At 71.1% G+C, this 15,592-nt stretch carries 18 protein-coding genes; 10 read left to right on the top strand and 8 right to left on the bottom strand.

The window, feature by feature from the left end:
- Window positions 1-36: 36 nt before the first annotated feature.
- Window positions 37-1,371: an aspartate--tRNA(Asn) ligase gene (gene aspS, locus ACVJ1F_RS04285; RefSeq protein ID WP_056046595.1), complete on the top strand. Its 1,335-nt coding sequence runs from the start codon at window positions 37-39 to the stop codon at window positions 1,369-1,371.
- A gap of 78 nt (window positions 1,372-1,449) precedes the next feature.
- On the opposite strand, the gene ACVJ1F_RS04280 is transcribed toward aspS, so the two are convergent.
- From ACVJ1F_RS04280 to ACVJ1F_RS04265, 4 genes are all read right to left on the bottom strand, one after another.
- Window positions 1,450-1,716 (bottom strand): glutaredoxin family protein, encoded by a 267-nt coding sequence (locus tag ACVJ1F_RS04280; protein ID WP_456884879.1) that lies wholly within the window; start codon window positions 1,714-1,716, stop codon window positions 1,450-1,452.
- A 90-nt stretch (window positions 1,717-1,806) separates the two neighbouring features.
- Window positions 1,807-1,905, bottom strand: a complete 99-nt coding sequence (locus ACVJ1F_RS04275; RefSeq protein ID WP_003792170.1) for a 30S ribosomal protein bS22 — start codon at window positions 1,903-1,905, stop codon at window positions 1,807-1,809.
- Window positions 1,906-2,012: 107 nt separating this feature from the next.
- A complete protein-coding gene (locus ACVJ1F_RS04270; protein ID WP_043593002.1) occupies window positions 2,013-2,207 on the bottom strand; it encodes a helix-turn-helix domain-containing protein in 195 nt (64 codons plus the stop codon).
- A 113-nt stretch (window positions 2,208-2,320) separates the two neighbouring features.
- Window positions 2,321-2,857 carry an ArsR/SmtB family transcription factor gene (locus tag ACVJ1F_RS04265; RefSeq protein WP_082460318.1) on the bottom strand — a complete coding sequence of 179 codons (537 nt, stop codon included), beginning with the start codon at window positions 2,855-2,857 and terminating at the stop codon, window positions 2,321-2,323.
- A 36-nt stretch (window positions 2,858-2,893) separates the two neighbouring features.
- On the opposite strand from ACVJ1F_RS04265, the gene ACVJ1F_RS04260 reads away from it, so the two are divergent.
- Both ACVJ1F_RS04260 and ACVJ1F_RS04255 read left to right on the top strand, forming a co-directional pair.
- On the top strand, window positions 2,894-4,342 hold the full coding sequence (locus ACVJ1F_RS04260; protein ID WP_370516184.1) for a TrkH family potassium uptake protein: 1,449 nt from the start codon (window positions 2,894-2,896) through the stop codon (window positions 4,340-4,342).
- Window positions 4,335-5,006: a potassium channel family protein gene (locus ACVJ1F_RS04255; protein ID WP_043593005.1), complete on the top strand. Its 672-nt coding sequence runs from the start codon at window positions 4,335-4,337 to the stop codon at window positions 5,004-5,006. Before ACVJ1F_RS04260 ends, ACVJ1F_RS04255 begins: the two co-directional genes overlap by 8 nt.
- A 4-nt stretch (window positions 5,007-5,010) precedes the next feature.
- On the opposite strand, the gene proC is transcribed toward ACVJ1F_RS04255, so the two are convergent.
- Window positions 5,011-5,862, bottom strand: coding sequence for a pyrroline-5-carboxylate reductase (gene proC / locus ACVJ1F_RS04250; protein WP_056046601.1), 852 nt, complete (start codon window positions 5,860-5,862; stop codon window positions 5,011-5,013).
- 46 nt (window positions 5,863-5,908) lie between these two features.
- On the opposite strand from proC, the gene ACVJ1F_RS04245 reads away from it, so the two are divergent.
- Window positions 5,909-6,871 carry a cation diffusion facilitator family transporter gene (locus ACVJ1F_RS04245; RefSeq protein WP_159826054.1) on the top strand — a complete coding sequence of 321 codons (963 nt, stop codon included), beginning with the start codon at window positions 5,909-5,911 and terminating at the stop codon, window positions 6,869-6,871.
- A gap of 39 nt (window positions 6,872-6,910) precedes the next feature.
- Here the strand turns inward: ACVJ1F_RS04245 and ACVJ1F_RS04240 are convergent, their stop codons facing one another.
- Entirely contained in the window at window positions 6,911-7,357 is a 447-nt protein-coding gene (locus ACVJ1F_RS04240; RefSeq protein WP_456884937.1) for a nucleoside deaminase, read from the bottom strand.
- A gap of 93 nt (window positions 7,358-7,450) precedes the next feature.
- On the opposite strand from ACVJ1F_RS04240, the gene upp reads away from it, so the two are divergent.
- The 5 genes from upp to ACVJ1F_RS04215 all read left to right on the top strand — a co-directional run bounded on the left by upp (window position 7,451) and on the right by ACVJ1F_RS04215 (window position 12,945).
- Window positions 7,451-8,083, top strand: a complete 633-nt coding sequence (upp, locus tag ACVJ1F_RS04235; protein ID WP_043593011.1) for a uracil phosphoribosyltransferase — start codon at window positions 7,451-7,453, stop codon at window positions 8,081-8,083.
- A gap of 499 nt (window positions 8,084-8,582) precedes the next feature.
- Window positions 8,583-9,359, top strand: a complete 777-nt coding sequence (locus tag ACVJ1F_RS04230) for a winged helix-turn-helix domain-containing protein (protein WP_456884874.1) — start codon at window positions 8,583-8,585, stop codon at window positions 9,357-9,359.
- A gap of 312 nt (window positions 9,360-9,671) precedes the next feature.
- Window positions 9,672-10,124, top strand: coding sequence for a MarR family winged helix-turn-helix transcriptional regulator (locus tag ACVJ1F_RS04225; RefSeq protein WP_056046607.1), 453 nt, complete (start codon window positions 9,672-9,674; stop codon window positions 10,122-10,124).
- Window positions 10,121-11,494: a cryptochrome/photolyase family protein gene (locus ACVJ1F_RS04220; protein ID WP_456884873.1), complete on the top strand. Its 1,374-nt coding sequence runs from the start codon at window positions 10,121-10,123 to the stop codon at window positions 11,492-11,494. Before ACVJ1F_RS04225 ends, ACVJ1F_RS04220 begins: the two co-directional genes overlap by 4 nt.
- Before the next feature lie 26 nt (window positions 11,495-11,520).
- Window positions 11,521-12,945: a serine hydrolase domain-containing protein gene (locus tag ACVJ1F_RS04215; protein WP_456884871.1), complete on the top strand. Its 1,425-nt coding sequence runs from the start codon at window positions 11,521-11,523 to the stop codon at window positions 12,943-12,945.
- An 83-nt stretch (window positions 12,946-13,028) separates the two neighbouring features.
- Here the strand turns inward: ACVJ1F_RS04215 and ACVJ1F_RS04210 are convergent, their stop codons facing one another.
- Window positions 13,029-13,961 carry a carbohydrate kinase family protein gene (locus ACVJ1F_RS04210; RefSeq protein ID WP_456884869.1) on the bottom strand — a complete coding sequence of 311 codons (933 nt, stop codon included), beginning with the start codon at window positions 13,959-13,961 and terminating at the stop codon, window positions 13,029-13,031.
- Window positions 13,962-14,078: 117 nt separating this feature from the next.
- Window positions 14,079-14,528, bottom strand: a complete 450-nt coding sequence (locus ACVJ1F_RS04205; RefSeq protein WP_456884867.1) for a DoxX family protein — start codon at window positions 14,526-14,528, stop codon at window positions 14,079-14,081.
- Window positions 14,529-14,806: 278 nt separating this feature from the next.
- On the opposite strand from ACVJ1F_RS04205, the gene ACVJ1F_RS04200 reads away from it, so the two are divergent.
- Window positions 14,807-15,592 carry an NAD-dependent epimerase/dehydratase family protein gene (locus tag ACVJ1F_RS04200; RefSeq protein WP_456884866.1) on the top strand — a complete coding sequence of 262 codons (786 nt, stop codon included), beginning with the start codon at window positions 14,807-14,809 and terminating at the stop codon, window positions 15,590-15,592.

The following is a 15,592-nucleotide window of genomic DNA, read 5'->3' as shown; positions in this document are numbered from 1 at the left end:
GGGTCGCGCGAGGCGGTGACTGTAAACTCGGGCCTCGTGATCGAACGCACCCTCATCAAAGACCTGTCCGCGCTGCCCGACGGACCCGTGACCGTGACCGGCTGGGTCGAGACGGTGCGCGACCAGAAGAAGGTGCAGTTCGTCGTCCTCCGCGACGAGACGGGCGCCCTTCAGCTGGTCCGCCCCCGTACCGCGGCCGACGTGCTCGAGGCCGCTGGCGAGACCGACGACGTCGCCGACGCGATCTCGTCGCTGTCGCAGGGCAGCTTCGTCACCGTCACGGGCGAGCTCAAGCACGACGAGCGCGTCAAGCTCGGCGGCATCGAGGTCAAGGTCGAGACGCTCGTCATCGACTCGCTGGCCGACCCCGAGACCCCCATCGCCGCCGACAGCGGCATCGACAAGCGCCTCGACTGGCGCTTCCTCGACCTGCGCGTCCCCCGCAACGCCCTGATCTTCCGCGTGCAGACGACCTTCGAGCACGCCCTGCGCACCTGGTGGATCGAGCGTGACTACGTCGAGATCCACACCCCGAAGCTCATGGCGACCCCGAGCGAGTCGAACGCCGAGCTGTTCAAGGTCGACTACTTCGACGGTGTCGCCTACCTGGCGCAGAGCCCCCAGTTCTTCAAGCAGATGGCCCAGTCGGCCGGCTTCGGCAAGATCTTCGAGATCGCTCCGGTGTTCCGGGCCGACCCGTCGTTCACGTCGCGTCACGCGACCGAGTTCACGGGGGTCGACGCCGAGATCAGCTACGTCGAGAGCCACGAGGACGTCATGCAGATGCAGGAGCAGCTGCTGGCCTTCGCGTTCCAGGCCGTGGCCGACAAGCACGGCGCCGAGATCAAGGAGCTCTTCGACGTCGACGTCGTGGTGCCGACCGTGCCGTTCCCCCGCATCCCCTTGGCCGAGGCCAAGCGCATCGTGGCCGAGCGCGGCTACGAGGTGCCCCGGGCGGACGCCGACATGGACCCCGAGGGCGAGCGCCGCATCGCCGAGTACGTCGCGGAGGAGTTCGGACACGACTTCGTGTACCTGACGGACTACGACGCCTCGATCCGCCCGTTCTATCACATGCGTCATGACGACGACCCGCAGCTCACCAAGAGCTACGACCTCATCTACCGCGGCACCGAGATCACCACGGGTGCGCAGCGCGAGCACCGCATCGAGGTGCTCGAGCAGCAGATCCGCGAGAAGGGCATGAAGCCCGAAGAGCTCTCGAGCTACCTCGACTTCTTCCGCTACGGCGCCCCGTCGCACGGCGGCTTCGGCATGGGCCTCGCCCGGGTGCTGATGCTCATGCTGAACCAGGCCAACCTGCGTGAGGTGACCTTCCTCTTCCGCGGCCCCACGCGCCTCCAGCCGTAGCTCCTCGCCACGGATCACAGAAGCCCCGACGCGAGTGTCTCGTCGGGGCTTCTCGTCGTCGTGCGCCGTCGGCCGTCCTCAGAGGACGGCCGCGCGGAGCGCCGTCCGGAGCCGCTCGGGCTCGACCCGCCAGATGGTGTGTACGCGGCCGTCGATCAGGACGACCGGGATCTCTTCGGCGTACTCGGCGGTGAGCTCGGCGTCGTCGAGGATGTTCTTCTCGTCGACGACCATGCCGGCATCGACGAACTCGGCTTCGGCCAGCACGCCGTGCACCGCGGAACGGGCGTCGTCGCACAGGTGGCAGCCCGGCTTGGTCAGGAGGGTGATTCGCGGTTCGGCCATGCCCTCAAGGGTAGCGAGGGCCGGATGGCGCCCGGGCACGACGAAGGCCCCCGGCGACCGGTGGTCGGCGGGGGCCTTCGCGTCGAGCGACTACTTCTTGTTGCGACGCTGGTGACGAGTCTTGCGAAGCAGCTTGCGGTGCTTCTTCTTCGCCATGCGCTTGCGACGCTTCTTGATGACAGAACCCATAGAGGACCTCACTGATTTCTGGATTGGACCGACCGGGTCCGAAACAGAACCGCGGAAAAATGCCTCGGGTCAGTCTACTAGGACGGCCCGAGAAAGTCGAAGTGGGCCTACCCGACGTCGGCGATGCCGATTCGCAGCACGGCCGCGACGGCCGATTCCGGCACGCGGAAGGACCGCCCGAAGCGGATCGCCGGCAGCTCGCCCGAGTGGACCATGCGGTAGACCGTCATCTTCGACACGCGCATCATGTCGGCCACCTCGGCGACCGTGAGGAACCGCACATCCGACAGATCCTGCGACATGACCCTGCCTCGTCTCGGGCCCCGGGCGGGGCTGTGGAGCAGACGGGTGTTCCCCATGTGCCTGGGGGCAACTCTAGGGGCGCGTGTGACTCGGTGTAAAGGCGCCCGGGCCGCTACTGGCCGGTGCGTCCCCACCGCTTGCGGACGGGGTCGATGACGCGCTCGTCCAGGGCCCCGAGCGCGCTCTGGGCGTCGTGCAGGGCCGAGGAGGCGCGGTGCTGGGCCCCGGCCGCGTAGCGACCCAGCGTGCTCCCGACGTCCTCGGCGTCGGGCAGGTTCTCGGCCGCCCGCCGGAGCGGGGCGGGGACCGAGGCCCCGGCCCAGGCGGCGAAGGGCGTGCTGGCCAACGCCTCGGAGGTCAGCGAGTCGGCACTGACGAACGGGATCAACCAGTCCTCGACGACCTCGAGCGGCCCCGACTCGAGCGAGTAGTACCGGTGCTGCCCTTCTTCGCGGACGCGCACCAGACCGGCCTCGCGCAGCACCCGGAGGTGCTTCGAGACGGTCGGCTGGCTGACGCCGAGGGACGTGACCATCTCACCCACGCTGATGTCGGCATTGGCGGAGTCGGTCGACAGCGAGGCGTCGAGCAGCACCTTCAAGAGGTCTCGGCGGGTGGCGTCGGCGATCACGGCGAAGATGTCCGGCATGCGACCAGCGTAGTGACCCGGGATAGCATGACCGTCGTGACTCGCGCCCCCGTCGCCGGTCGACGCCGCCCCTCGGACCCCGGCCGCTCGCCCTGGCGCAGACTCAGCGACGCGATCGACGACATCGGTCGCAAGTCGCCCGCGCGCTTCGCCATCCTGATCTTCACCGGCCTCATCGTCGTCTTCACCCTGCTGTTCTCGCTGCCGATCGCCTCGGCCGACCGGACGATCACCCCGCTGGCCGACTCCGTGTTCACGGCCGTCTCGGTCATCTGCGTGACCGGCCTCGCGACGGTCGACATGGCCACCCACTGGTCCCTGTTCGGCCACGTCGTCATCTTCGTCGGCGTGCAGATCGGGGCGATCGGCGTGCTCACTCTCGCGTCGATCATGGGCCTCGTCGTCTCGCGCAAGCTCGGCCTCCGCGCCCGGCTCATGGCCGCCGGCGACCAGAACCCGCTGCGGGTGCACGCCGGCCCGGTGCCCGAGGGTCAGGCCGTGCGGCTCGGCGAGATCGGTGGCCTGCTGACGACGGTGGCCCTCAGCTCGTTCGTGATCCAGCTCGTCATCGCGGTGCTGATGATCCCCCGCATGCTGATCGACGGCATCCCCGTCGGCGACGCGGTGCTCGACAGCTTCTACTACTCGGCGATGGCCTTCACGAACACCGGGTTCACGCCCAACGCCGAAGGTCTGGCCGCGTTCGAGAACGACTACTGGTTCCTCAGCCTGATCATGGTCGGGGTCTTCCTCGGCAGCATCGGGTTCCCGGTCATCTACGCCCTGGCCCGGAACCCCCGCAACCCCCGGCGCTGGTCCGTCCACGTCAAGCTGACCCTGCTGACGACGGCGATCCTCATCGTGTTCGGCATGGTGCTCTACATCGTCCTCGAGTTCGACAACCCGAAGACGTTCGGCGGCATCGAGGCCGGCCCGACGGTGTTCCAGTCCCTGTTCCTCAGCATGATGACGAGGTCGGGCGGTTTCTCGACCATCCAGATCTCCGACCTGAACGGATCGTCGCTCCTCGTCACCGACATGCTCATGTTCATCGGCGGCGGCTCGGCGTCGACCGCCGGAGGCATCAAGGTCACGACGCTCGCGGTGCTGTTCCTGGCGGCCTTCGCGGAGGCGCGCGGCCAGCGGTCGATGGAGGCGTTCGGCCGCCGCATCCCCAGCGACGTCCTGCGCCTGGCCGTCAGCGTCGTCCTCTGGGGCGCCACGATCGTCGCCGTGTCGAGCATCCTGATCATGCACATCACGAAGGAGCCCCTCGACCACGTGCTGTTCGAGTCCATCTCGGCGTTCGCCACCTCGGGGCTCAGCACCGGCCTGACCGACCGCCTGCCGGACTCGGCGAAGTACATCCTGGCGGTCACGATGTGGATGGGCCGCGTTGGTACAGTGACACTCTCCGTCGCCCTGGCCGCCAGCCAACGACGCCAGCTGTTCACCCGAGCCGAGGAGCGACCGATCGTTGGTTGACAAGATCAAGCACGACGCCCCGGTGCTCGTCATCGGCCTCGGACGCTTCGGCGCCGCGACCGCCGGACAGCTCGAACGGCAGGACCGTGACGTGCTCGCGGTCGACACCGACGCCGGGCTCGTGCAGAAGTGGGCCGACCGCGTGACGCACGCGGTGCAGGCCGACGCCCGGAGCATCGACGCCCTCAAGCAGATCGGCGCGCAGGACTTCTCGATCGCGGTCGTCGCCGTCGGCTCGTCCATCGAGGCCAGCGTGCTCATCACGGCCAACCTGGTCGACCTGAAGGTGCCCCAGATCTGGGCGAAGGCGATCAGCCAGTCGCACGGCAAGATCCTCGCCCGCATCGGTGCCAACCACGTCATCTACCCCGAGCGCGAGGCCGGCGAGCGCGTCGCGCACCTCGTCTCGGGCCGGATGCTCGACTACATCGAGTTCGACGACGCCTTCGCGATCGTCAAGATGTATCCGCCGAAGCCCGTCCGCGGTGCCTCGTTGGCCGCGTCGAACATCCGCAAGAAGTACGGCATCACGATCGTCGGCGTCAAGAGCCCCGGTGGCGCGTTCGTCGAGGCGACCCCCGAGACGGTCATCAGCAACCACGACCTGATCATCGTGTCGGGCGACAGCCGCGCCATCGAGCGCTTCGCCGCCCTCGAGGGCTGATCGCCTAGCGCCCTTCGGCGATCTCGCGGTTGCGGGCCAGGGCGGCCTGGGTCGCCCGCTCGAACAGCTCGAGCAGACCACCGTCGGCGAGTTCGGCCACGGCGCGCTCGGTCGTTCCGCCAGGGCTCGTGACACGGCGACGGAGTTCGGCCGGTGCGGCGTCGGCCGGCAGGACGTCGCTCGTCGCGAGCAGCTCGCTCGCGCCACGGAACGTGCCCTGCACCAGGGTGGCGGCCTGCGCGCGGGTGAAGCCCAACGCGACCGCCGCCTCCTGCAGTTGCTCGACGAGGTAGAAGACGTACGCGGGGCCCGAACCCGAGATCGTGCTGAGCGCGTCGATCTGCGCCTCGGGGACGACCACGACGTCGCCGACGACGGCGAAGAGCGACCGGGCCAGGGCCAGGTCGGCATCGGTCGAGCGTGACCCGGCGCTCAGGCCGGTCACCCCCAGACCGACGTGCGACGGCGTGTTCGGCATGGAGCGCAGCACCGACACGGACTCGGGCAGCGCCGCCTCCATCGTGGCCGTCGTCACGCCGGCGGCCAGGCTCACGACGACGGCGCCCGCGTCGAGCACGGGACCGATCTCGTGCAGCAGGTCGACCACCATGTGCGGCTTCACGCCGATCAGCACCAGCCGCGCACCGACGACCGCGGAGGAGTTGGCACTCGGGTCGGTCTCGGTGGCGAAGGAGGTGACCCCGCCGTGCCGCAGCGCGCGGGCCTTGACCTCGGTGCGGTTCGTCACCCGCACGCCGCCGTCGACGGACACCTCGGGGCGCAGCAGGCCCTGCAGGATCGCGCCGCCCATCGAGCCGGCTCCGAGAATCGCTGTGGTGGGGAGGGTGGTGACCATCCGGCCATCCTAGGATCGACCAGGACCACACGAGGGGATCGAACCGATGAGCAGTCACGGCGGCAACAAGGCGATCATCGCCGCACTCAGCGCGAACCTGGGCATCGCGGTGACGAAGTTCATCGCCTGGGCGTTCTCGGGGTCGTCGTCCATGCTCGCCGAGGGCGTCCACTCCCTGGCGGACTCGGGCAACCAGCTCCTGCTGCTGCTCGGTGGCCGCAAGGCGAAGAAGGCCGCCGACGCCGACCACCCCTTCGGCCACGGGCGCGAACGCTACGTCTACGCGTTCGTCGTCTCGATCATCCTGTTCAGCGTCGGTGGCGTGTTCTCTCTGTACGAGGGCGTCGAGAAGCTGCGCGAGCCGCACCCCCTCGAGGTGCCCTGGCTGCCCGTCCTCGTGCTCGCCATCTCGCTCGCCCTCGAGGGGTTCTCGCTGCGCACCGCGATCCGCGAGTCCCGCCCGAGCAAGGGTCAGCAGAGCTGGGTCGCGTTCGTGCGCCGGGCCAAGGCCCCCGAGCTGCCGGTCGTGCTGCTCGAGGACGCCGCCGCGCTGCTCGGCCTGTCGTTCGCCATGATCGGCGTCGTGCTCACCTGGATCACCGGTGACGGCGTCTTCGACGCGATCGGCACCCTGGCGATCGGCGTGCTGCTCGTCGCGGTGGCCGTGATCCTCGGCATCGAGACGAAGAGCCTGCTCGTCGGCGAGGGCGCCTCGGCCGACGACGTCCAGAAGATCCGCGCCGCGATCACGGGCGGGCCCGAGGTCGAGTCGATCATCCACATGAAGACCCTCTACCTCGGTCCCGACGAGCTGCTCGTCGGCGTCAAGGTCGCGATGCCCGGCCGCACGGTGCTGGCCGACGTCGCGAGCGCCATCAACGCCGTCGAGTCGCGCATCCGCGAGGCCGTGCCGATCGCGCGCGTCATCTACGTCGAACCCGACGTCTGGGTCAAGCCGGGCCAGGTCGACCCGCCGACCGACGCGATCGTCATCCGCGCGGCCGACTGACCCGAGGAGGCGCGGATCGGCCCTCGGGGTCGGCCCGCCTCAGTGCCCCTCGACGACGCGCCGCGCGGCGAAGAAGGCGTCGAGTCGAGCCCGGCATTCGGCCTCGCGCACGCCGGCGTACACCTCGGCGCGGTGCGGGAGCCTGCGGTCGCGGACGATGTCGTAGACGCTGCCCGCGCCTCCTGCCTTGTCGTCCCAGGCCCCGTAGACGAGCCGCGGGACCCGGGCGGCGAGCAGGGCCCCGGCGCACATGGGGCACGGTTCGAGGGTGACCACGAGCGTCGTGCCGGTGAGGTGCCAGTCGCCGGTGTGCGCCGCGGCGGCCCGCAGCGCGATCACCTCGGCGTGGGCGGTCGGGTCCTGCCGCAGCTCGCGTTCGTTCCGACCCGTCGCGATGACCAGGCCGTCGGCGTCGACCACCACGGCACCGACCGGCACGTCGGCCGAGACGTGGCACGCGTCGGCCTCGGCGAGGGCGAGCGACATCCAGTCGTCGAACTCGGGCGGGACGGCGATCACGGGGCCTCTGCTGGGTCGGGACGGCTCACGGAACCGGTCGACTCCGCTACCGTTGAGCCTATGCGAGTGCACGTAGCGGACCACCCCCTGATCACCCACAAGCTGACCGTGCTCCGCGACAAGAGCACACCCTCCCCCACCTTCCGGGCGCTGACCGAAGAACTCGTCACGCTGCTGGCCTACGAGGCCACGCGCGACGTCCGCACCAGCCCCGTCGACATCGAGACCCCGGTCGGTCCGACCACGGGTCTCGAGATCAGCCAGCCGCGTCCGCTCGTCGTGCCGATCCTGCGCGCCGGCCTCGGCATGCTCGAGGGCATGACCAAGCTCGTCCCCACGGCCGAGGTCGGATTCCTCGGCATGGTGCGCGACGAAGAGACCCTCCAGCCCACGACCTACGCCGAGCGTCTGCCCGACGACCTCTCGAACCGTCAGTGCTTCGTGCTCGACCCGATGCTCGCCACCGGCGGTTCGCTCATCGCGGCGATCGACTACCTGCTCGACCGCGGCGCCGTCGACGTCACGGCGGTCTGCATCCTGGCCGCGCCCGAGGGCCTCGCCGCCGTCGAGAAGGCGATGGAGGGCCGCGACGTCCACGTGGTGCTGGGCGCCGTCGACGAGAAGCTCAACGAGCAGGGCTACATCGTGCCGGGCCTCGGCGACGCGGGCGACCGCCTCTACGGGCTCGCCTGAGCCCCGTCGCCCCGACGCCCCGGACCGCGCCTCCTCGACCGCAGGAGGCGCGGTCCGGCGTTTCCGGGCCGCTCGCGGTGCCGGAACGCGAACGTCGCTTGACATCGCGACGCGGGGTGTAACAAGATCGACCCCATGACTAACAGTGTGCTCACCCCGACCTCTCGTGAGGCCCTCGGGAGCACCGGCATGATGATGCCGATGCACGCTGTCATGTGTCGAATGTGTGCCTGATCCGGTCATACACCTCGCCGAGTCGAAGCTGCTGACACCGCCAGCTGAGCTCGTGACCCCACCCGGTCACTGAGCCACCGACTCCAGGATGCCCCGCGTCGCCACCCTCGACGCGCATCCCGAACGGTGCATCGCACCGACTGCTCGTGACGTACGGCACCATCGCCGGCGGGATCGAGCACCGACACACATCGAGCAGCCCCTCCGCACCCGGCGACCCGTCGGCCCGAGGGACCGCCGCCGTCACGCAAGGACCCCGCCTGTCATGTCCCTCATCCTCGACCGCCCCGTCACCGCCACCCGAACCGTCTCGCCCGCCCGTTCCGCCGCCCCGACGCCCCTCCGCGAGGTCGCGCCCGCCCTCTCGGCCGCCCCCAGCGACGCGTCCGTCATCGCGAGTCCCGCTGCTCCCGCGGCACCTCGACCCCGCGTCGTGCCCGAGGGCACCGAGGCCCGCGGCTTCGTCCTCTACGTCGGGCTCGACGAACTCAAGGCCGCCGCCGACGGCACCTCGCTCGGCGACGTCGTCTCGCAGATCAAGGAGCTCGTCGGACGGATCGCCCCGTCGGCCGAGACGCACGCCGCCGTCGCCCTCGCCCCCGAGGGGGCCGGCGGCCGTGACGTCGAGGTCGTCCGCCTGGCCCTTCAGGACCCGGCCGCCCTGGCGAAGCGCCGACAGGTCACCGAGGACGACGAGCCCGGTGCCCGTGGCGGCGTCGTCGTCGACATCTCGCGCAAGCGCCTGCTGCTGGACGGCGACGTGGCTCCCCTGACCTACAAGGAGTTCGAGCTGCTGCAGTACCTCGTCCTGCGCGAGGGCCGCACCATCGAACGAGCAGAGCTGATCTCGAGCCTCTGGGCCGACGGCGACGACGAGGTGCCGAACGAACGCACCATCGACGTGCACGTCCGTCGACTGCGGTCGAAACTCGGCGCCTTCGAGGACATCGTCCGCACCGTCCGCGGGGTCGGCTACCGCTTCGACCGACACGCGGACGTCTCGATCCGTCACGCGTCGACCCCGTCGCCCGACGTGTTCTGAACCCCGTCCGGCACACGCGCCGGCCGCGGCGTCGGCTCGGTGCGAGTTCCCAGGAATTCCTCGGGTCCACACCTGGACCACCGTTACCGATCCGTTATAGATTGTGTCTCGCCGACGTCGTTTGCTGTGGCGGCCGAGGCGGAATGTGATTGCAGGACACTCCTGGTGCAAGGGAAGAGGGCCGGTCGCCATCGGGCGACCGGCCCTCTGTCGTGTACCCCCGGGTACACGCTCGCTCGTCGCCGCCCCCGCGCGTCGGCCCGAGGTCGGTGGCCTTTCGTAGACTCGACCTCGACGAACGTGAGGGACGACATGAGCGAGACATCGATGGCCGTGGGGGCCTGGGAAGCCCTGTTCCGGGCCCAGGTCAGCGTCATGCGTGAACTGACCGAGTGCTTCCCGACCCACGAGATCTCGTTCAACGAGTACGACGTGTTGTTCAACCTGTCCAACCAGCCCGATCGGCGGGCCCGCATCCGCGACCTGACCCGCCACCTGTTGCTGACGCAGCCGAGCATCAGCCGTCTCGTCGACCGACTGGCGTCGAAGGGCATCGTCGAGAAGGCCTCCGACCCCGGCGACGGCCGGGGCATCATCGTGACCATGACGGACGAGGGCTACGACCTCTACCGGCGCACGGCGGTCAGCCACGCCGAGGCCATCCGTCGTCGCGTGGGCGGAGCACTCGACGACGACGAACTGGCCTCGCTCGCCGATCTGTGCACCAAGCTGCGGCTCGGCACGCCGGTCGGGACGAACGCATGACCTCCCCTTCCATCGTCTGGTTGCGCGACGACCTGCGCCTCGCCGACAACCCCGCCCTCGTGGCCGCCGTCGAGCGCGGCGAACCGGTCGTCGTCCTCTTCCTGCTCGACGACGAGACCGACGGCCTGCGCCCCCTCGGCGGGGCCTCACGCTGGTGGCTGCACCACAGCCTCGCCGCCCTCGCCGAATCGCTGCAGGCCGTCGGTGGGCGACTCACGCTGCGCCGGGGCCCCCAGGCACGCGAACTCCCCCGTCTCGTCGACGAGGTGGGCGCAGGCGCCGTCTTCTGGAACCGCCGGTACGGCCTGGCCGCCCGCGACGCCGACGCCGGGCTCAAGTCGTCGCTGCGCGAGCGTGGGCTCGACGTTCGCAGCTTCCAGGCGAACCTCATGTTCGAACCGTGGACCATCCAGACCGGGCAGGGCCAGCCGTTCAAGGTCTTCACGCCGTTCTGGCGCGCCTGCCTCGACCGGCCCGAACCCCGCCACCCCGAGGCGGCACCCGACGAGCTGCACGTCCCCCACGCGACGCCCGACAGCGACGACCTCGACTCGTGGGCGCTGCTGCCCACGACCCCCGACTGGTCGGCCGGCCTGCGCGACGCCTGGACCCCGGGCGAGGCGTCGGCCCTCGACACCCTCGAACGTTTCGCCACCGGCCACCTGGCCGACTACGGCCTGCGCGACGAGCCGGCCCAAGAGGCGACGAGCCACCTCTCGCCGCACCTCCGCTTCGGCGAGGTCAGCCCGTTCCAGGTCTGGCACCGCATGCGCGGCGACCTGGCACCCGACGCCCGAGAACAGGCCTCGGGCTTCCTGCGCGAACTCGTGTGGCGCGAGTTCAACCACACCGTCCTCTTCGCGAACCCGCACCTCGCCACGAAGAACTACCGGCCGGAGTTCGACGAGTTCCCGTGGCACGAACTCGAACCCGGCGAACTCGAGGCGTGGCAGCAGGGCACGACCGGCATCCCGCTGGTCGACGCGGGCATGCGAGAGCTGTGGACGACCGGGTACATGCACAACCGGGTTCGCATGGTCACGGCGAGCTTCCTGGTCAAGAACCTGCTGGCCGACTGGCGGGTGGGCGAGCAGTGGTTCTGGGACACCCTGGTCGACGCGGACGAGGCGAACAACCCCGCGAACTGGCAGTGGACGGCCGGCTCGGGCGCGGACGCGGCCCCGTACTTCCGCGTGTTCAACCCCGTCCTGCAGGCCGACAAGTTCGACAAGCACCGCGACTACGTGCGGCGCTGGGTCCCCGAGGTCGACACCGACTCGTACCCCGAGCCCATGGTCGACCTCAAGGCCTCCCGCCGGGCCGCGCTCGACGCCTACGAAGCCATGCGCCGCACCACGCGCACCGAATGACCCCGCCCCTCGAGAGGATCGCCTCCGTGACGACGTCATCACGACCCGACCACACCGAACCACCCACGGGGATCGACGCCGTGTTCGCCGCACGCGCTCCCGAGCGGCGCGGCCCGAGCGCCGTGTGGGCGACCTTCGACCGTTCGGGCGTCACGCACGACGGCTCCTACGGCCAGGTCGTCCCCGGCACCGCGCCCGGCGTCGACACGGCGTACCGCATCGCCTCGTGCACGAAGAGCTTCACCGCCACCGCCCTGCTCGCCCAGCGCGACGCCGGGCTCGTGTCCCTCGACGCACCGATCACCGACTTCGTGCCCGCCTTCGCCGACGTGGCCCTGCCCACCGCCGACTCCCCCGTGCCGACCCTGCGCATGCTCCTGACCATGTCGGCCGGCTTCCCCACGGACGATCCGTGGGGCGACCGGCAAGAATCCCTCACCGACGACGGACTCGACGCCCTGCTGCGGGCCGGGCTCAGTTTCGACAGCGTGCCGGGCACCACCTTCGCCTACTCCAACCTCGGCTTCGCCCTCGTGGGCCGGGCGATCGCGGCCGTCGCCGGCAAGCCCTACCGTGAGGTCGTCGAGTCGACGATCCTCGAACCGCTCGGCCTGACGGCCACCGGCTTCGAGGCGACCGTGCGGGCGACGGGCGGCGTCGCGATCGGCCATCGCCGCACCTCCGACGGGGGTGACCCCCTGCCGTTCTCAGGCCCGGGCGCGTTCTCACCGATCGGCGGCTTGTTCAGCACCGTGACCGACCTGGCGCGCTGGGCGCGCTGGCTGGGTTCCGCCTTCGACCCCGAGGGCCGCGGCGACCTCGACGGCATCCTCTCGCGCGCCTCCCGACGCGAGATGCAACAGGTGCAGCGTCTCGTCCCCGCCCGGGTCGGGCACCCCGGCGGCTACGGGTTCGGTCTGTTCGTCGAGCACTACCCCGACCACGGCCCCGTCGTGTCGCACAGCGGGGGCTACCCCGGGTTCTCGGCCCACATGCGCTGGCAGACCTCGACCGGCCTCGGCGCGATCGGGTTCGAGAACGCGACCTACTCGAAGGTCTCCGAGCCGATCGGGCTCGCGCTCGACGGCCTGATGGCCGAGCGCCCCGACGCCCGCGTCGTCGTGCAGCCGTGGCCCGAGACGTCGGCGGCACGCGAAGCGATCGAGGCCGTCGTCCTCGGCGGCGCCGTCCCCGACGGGTTGTTCAGCGAGAACGTCGAGGCGGACCTGCCGCTCGACCGACGCCGCGCCTCCTGGGCCGCCGCCGTCGAGTCCGTGGGCGGCTGGGACGACGACGGCGAGGCATCGCCGCCCGACGAGTCGTCCGCGCCCTCGCACCTGGTCTGGCGACGACGGGGAGTCCGGGGCGTCGTCCGGTTCGAGATCCGGCTCACCCCCGAGCGTCCGCCCCGGGTCCAGACCGTGCTGGTGAGCGCCGAGAGCGCACGGTAGCCGAGGGCTCGTCGAGCCAGGCGTCGTCAGCCGGGCCAGGCGTCGTCACGCGGTCCACGCGTCGTCAGGCGAGCCCGACGCGGTCAGGCGGGCGGCCGTCCTCCGGCGACCCCGGCGGCACGGGCGGCGGCACGGGCCCCACTCCGACCCGCGACCCCCAGGCTGCCCGTCGTCGCCCACGCGGCGATGAACCCGGCCGAGAACGCGTCCACGAGACCCACCGAGTCGACCCAGCGCGAGACGACCCCGTCGACCACGACCTGTTGCTGCCCCCGCGAGACCACGACGGCACCCCCGTCGTCGGCGACGATCGCGACCACGCCGACCTGCTCCGCGAGCGCCGTCGCCGACGCGACCGGGTCGTCCAGCCCGGTGAGCTCGCGAGCGGTCTCGTCCGACGGGAAGAACAGGTCGGCTCCGTGGACGGCCGCGAGGAACGCCGACGCCCCGAAGCGGCGGACGATCGAGGCGCTGCCCGGGGCGACCGAGACGAGCGCCCCCGCCTCCCGGGCCCGTCCCACGAGGCGTCGGAGGGCGACCGGGCTGCGGGACTGGGCGACGGTGTAGCCCGTGAAGTGCACGAGACCGGCCCCGGCGACCAGGTCGTCGGGGACGTCGTCGGGGCTCAGCGAGGCACCGGCCCCCCGATCGGTGAACATGATGCGCGACGAGCCGTCGACGGTGATGACGACCGTGCCCGTCGGGTCGTGGGCGTCGTACGACAGACGGGCCACGACCCCCGCGTTGGCTAGCAGTTGCGCGTGGCGTTGCAGGTCGGCCGTGCCGACCCGACCGACGAACGAGACCTCGACCCCCAACGACCCGAGCCACGCCGCCGTGTTCGCCGCCGAACCCCCGGCCCGGTGCCGGATGGTGGCGGCCGTCTCGGTCCCGGTGCCGTCCTCCGCCCGGGGGGTGACGATGATGTCGTCGAGGACGTCCCCGAAGACGAGGACGGGCGACCCGGTGCGGGGTCGGCCGCCGGAGCGGCGGAAGCGGTCGCTGGCGGGGATCATCGGCATCCAGCCGACCACGGATCGGGGGCCGGGACGGGACGAGGAGGCGCAAATCACCCTCGCGGGTGCGTCACGTTCACCCGTCCCGGCCTCGCGCCCGGCCCGCTCGGCCCCGACTCAGACGGTGGCGGGCAGCGCGGCCGAGGCCTCGCGACGGGCGCGCCGGCCCCGGACGACCAGGGCGTCGAGGGCGAAGCGGCCCGGCCCCGTGAGCACGACCGCGACGGAGACGACCGCCAGGACGAGGACGTACTCGAACCCACCCGTCGTCGAGTAGAAGCCGTTCGGCAGGTGGACGGCGACCAGGGCGACGACCGCCGTCACCGCCAGGAGCGCGGCGGCGACACGGGTGGCGACGCCGACCACGAGCGAGACGCCACCGGCGAGCTCGGTGACGGCCGCGACCGGGGCGGCGACCTCGGCGAGCGGGATGCCCATGCCCCCGAAGGCGCCCTGCGTCGCGGCGAGGCCGTCGACGGCGAGCTTCTGCCAGCCATGGGCGACGAACACGACCCCGAGGACGACGCGGACGAGGAGGAGGCCGAGGGACGAGAGAGCTGACGACACGAGGTGCCTTTCGGTCGGGGACGGGGTCGTGGCACGTCGTCGGGCCCCTCGCCACGGTAGGAGGTGACGCGTCACCGACCGGGGTCGTGGAGATCCCTGCCAGGCCTTCGCCAGAGCCTTGTCAGGCTCGGGTGGGGCATCCGGGGGACGCGGGGACGCGTCGCGAGGGCGCTTCGGCGGACGCGTGGCGTGCCCCGCGAGCGCTGTCGGTGGTCCGGGGCAGGATCGGGGCAGGACCACGGGCGGGCCGACGAGCCCCCGGACGAGAGGCGGCACGCATGGCGACCATCGCGATCACGGGAGGCTCGGGCCGCATCGCGACCTGGGTCCGCCCTCTTCTGATCGAGGCCGGCCACGACCTGCGGCTGCTCGACGTGGTCACGCCACCCGGCGACCTCCGACGACGAGAGACCTTCGAGCACGTCGGCGTGACCGATCTCGACTCCCTCACCGTGGCGTTCGCCGGGGCCGACCTGGTCGTCCACCTCGCGTCGCACGCCAGCGAGCGCACGTGGCACGAGATCCGCGACCTCAACGTCGAGAGCGCCTACGTGGCACACGAGGCCGCCCGTCGGGCCGGCGTGACCCGGCTGCTCGCGGCCAGCTCGGTGCACGCCGTCGGGTTCGAACCGGGCTCGAGCGCCGCCGACCACGACGTGGCGGCCCCCCGACCCGACACCTTCTACGGCGTCAGCAAGGTGCTGCTCGAGGCGGTGGGCAGCCTGTACGCCGACCGCTTCGGCTCGACCGTCGTGTCGGCGCGCATCATGACGGCCGAGGTCGAGCCGCACGACGTCCGCAGCCTCGGCACCTGGCTCTCCCCGGCCGACGCGACCCGGCTGATCCTGGCCACCCTGACGACGGCACCGGCCGGGCACCACGTCGTCTGGGGCGTCAGTCGCAACACCCGTCGCGTCGTGTCGCTCGCGGCGGGCGAGGCCATCGGCTACCACCCCGAGGACGACGCCGAGGCGTTCGCCGACCGCTTCGCCGGTCAGGTCCTGCCCCCCGGCGCACCCGTCGGCGGGGACTTCACGACCATGCCGTTGGGCGAGACCCGGTGA

Source organism: Frigoribacterium sp. 2355 (assembly GCF_054060695.1).
The sequence above is the reverse complement of the archived record's forward strand: the minus strand, read 5'-3'. Positions and strand labels throughout refer to the sequence as shown.

Bases quoted from the DNA above. Each gene is read 5' to 3' on its own strand.
- ACVJ1F_RS04230 (WP_456884874.1), top strand. From the start codon at position 8,583: ATGTCCCTCATCCTCGACCGCCCCGTCACCGCCACCCGAACCGTCTCG.
- ACVJ1F_RS04245 (WP_159826054.1), top strand. From the start codon at position 5,909: ATGAGCAGTCACGGCGGCAACAAGGCGATCATCGCCGCACTCAGCGCG.
- ACVJ1F_RS04225 (WP_056046607.1), top strand. From the start codon at position 9,672: ATGAGCGAGACATCGATGGCCGTGGGGGCCTGGGAAGCCCTGTTCCGG.
- ACVJ1F_RS04200 (WP_456884866.1), top strand. From the start codon at position 14,807: ATGGCGACCATCGCGATCACGGGAGGCTCGGGCCGCATCGCGACCTGG.
- ACVJ1F_RS04280 (WP_456884879.1), bottom strand. From the start codon at position 1,716: ATGGCCGAACCGCGAATCACCCTCCTGACCAAGCCGGGCTGCCACCTG.
- upp (WP_043593011.1), top strand. From the start codon at position 7,451: ATGCGAGTGCACGTAGCGGACCACCCCCTGATCACCCACAAGCTGACC.
- ACVJ1F_RS04220 (WP_456884873.1), top strand. From the start codon at position 10,121: ATGACCTCCCCTTCCATCGTCTGGTTGCGCGACGACCTGCGCCTCGCC.
- proC (WP_056046601.1), bottom strand. From the start codon at position 5,862: ATGGTCACCACCCTCCCCACCACAGCGATTCTCGGAGCCGGCTCGATG.
- ACVJ1F_RS04240 (WP_456884937.1), bottom strand. From the start codon at position 7,357: ATGTCGCTCGCCCTCGCCGAGGCCGACGCGTGCCACGTCTCGGCCGAC.
- ACVJ1F_RS04270 (WP_043593002.1), bottom strand. From the start codon at position 2,207: ATGTCGCAGGATCTGTCGGATGTGCGGTTCCTCACGGTCGCCGAGGTG.
- ACVJ1F_RS04275 (WP_003792170.1), bottom strand. From the start codon at position 1,905: ATGGGTTCTGTCATCAAGAAGCGTCGCAAGCGCATGGCGAAGAAGAAG.
- ACVJ1F_RS04210 (WP_456884869.1), bottom strand. From the start codon at position 13,961: ATGATCCCCGCCAGCGACCGCTTCCGCCGCTCCGGCGGCCGACCCCGC.
- ACVJ1F_RS04265 (WP_082460318.1), bottom strand. From the start codon at position 2,857: ATGCCGGACATCTTCGCCGTGATCGCCGACGCCACCCGCCGAGACCTC.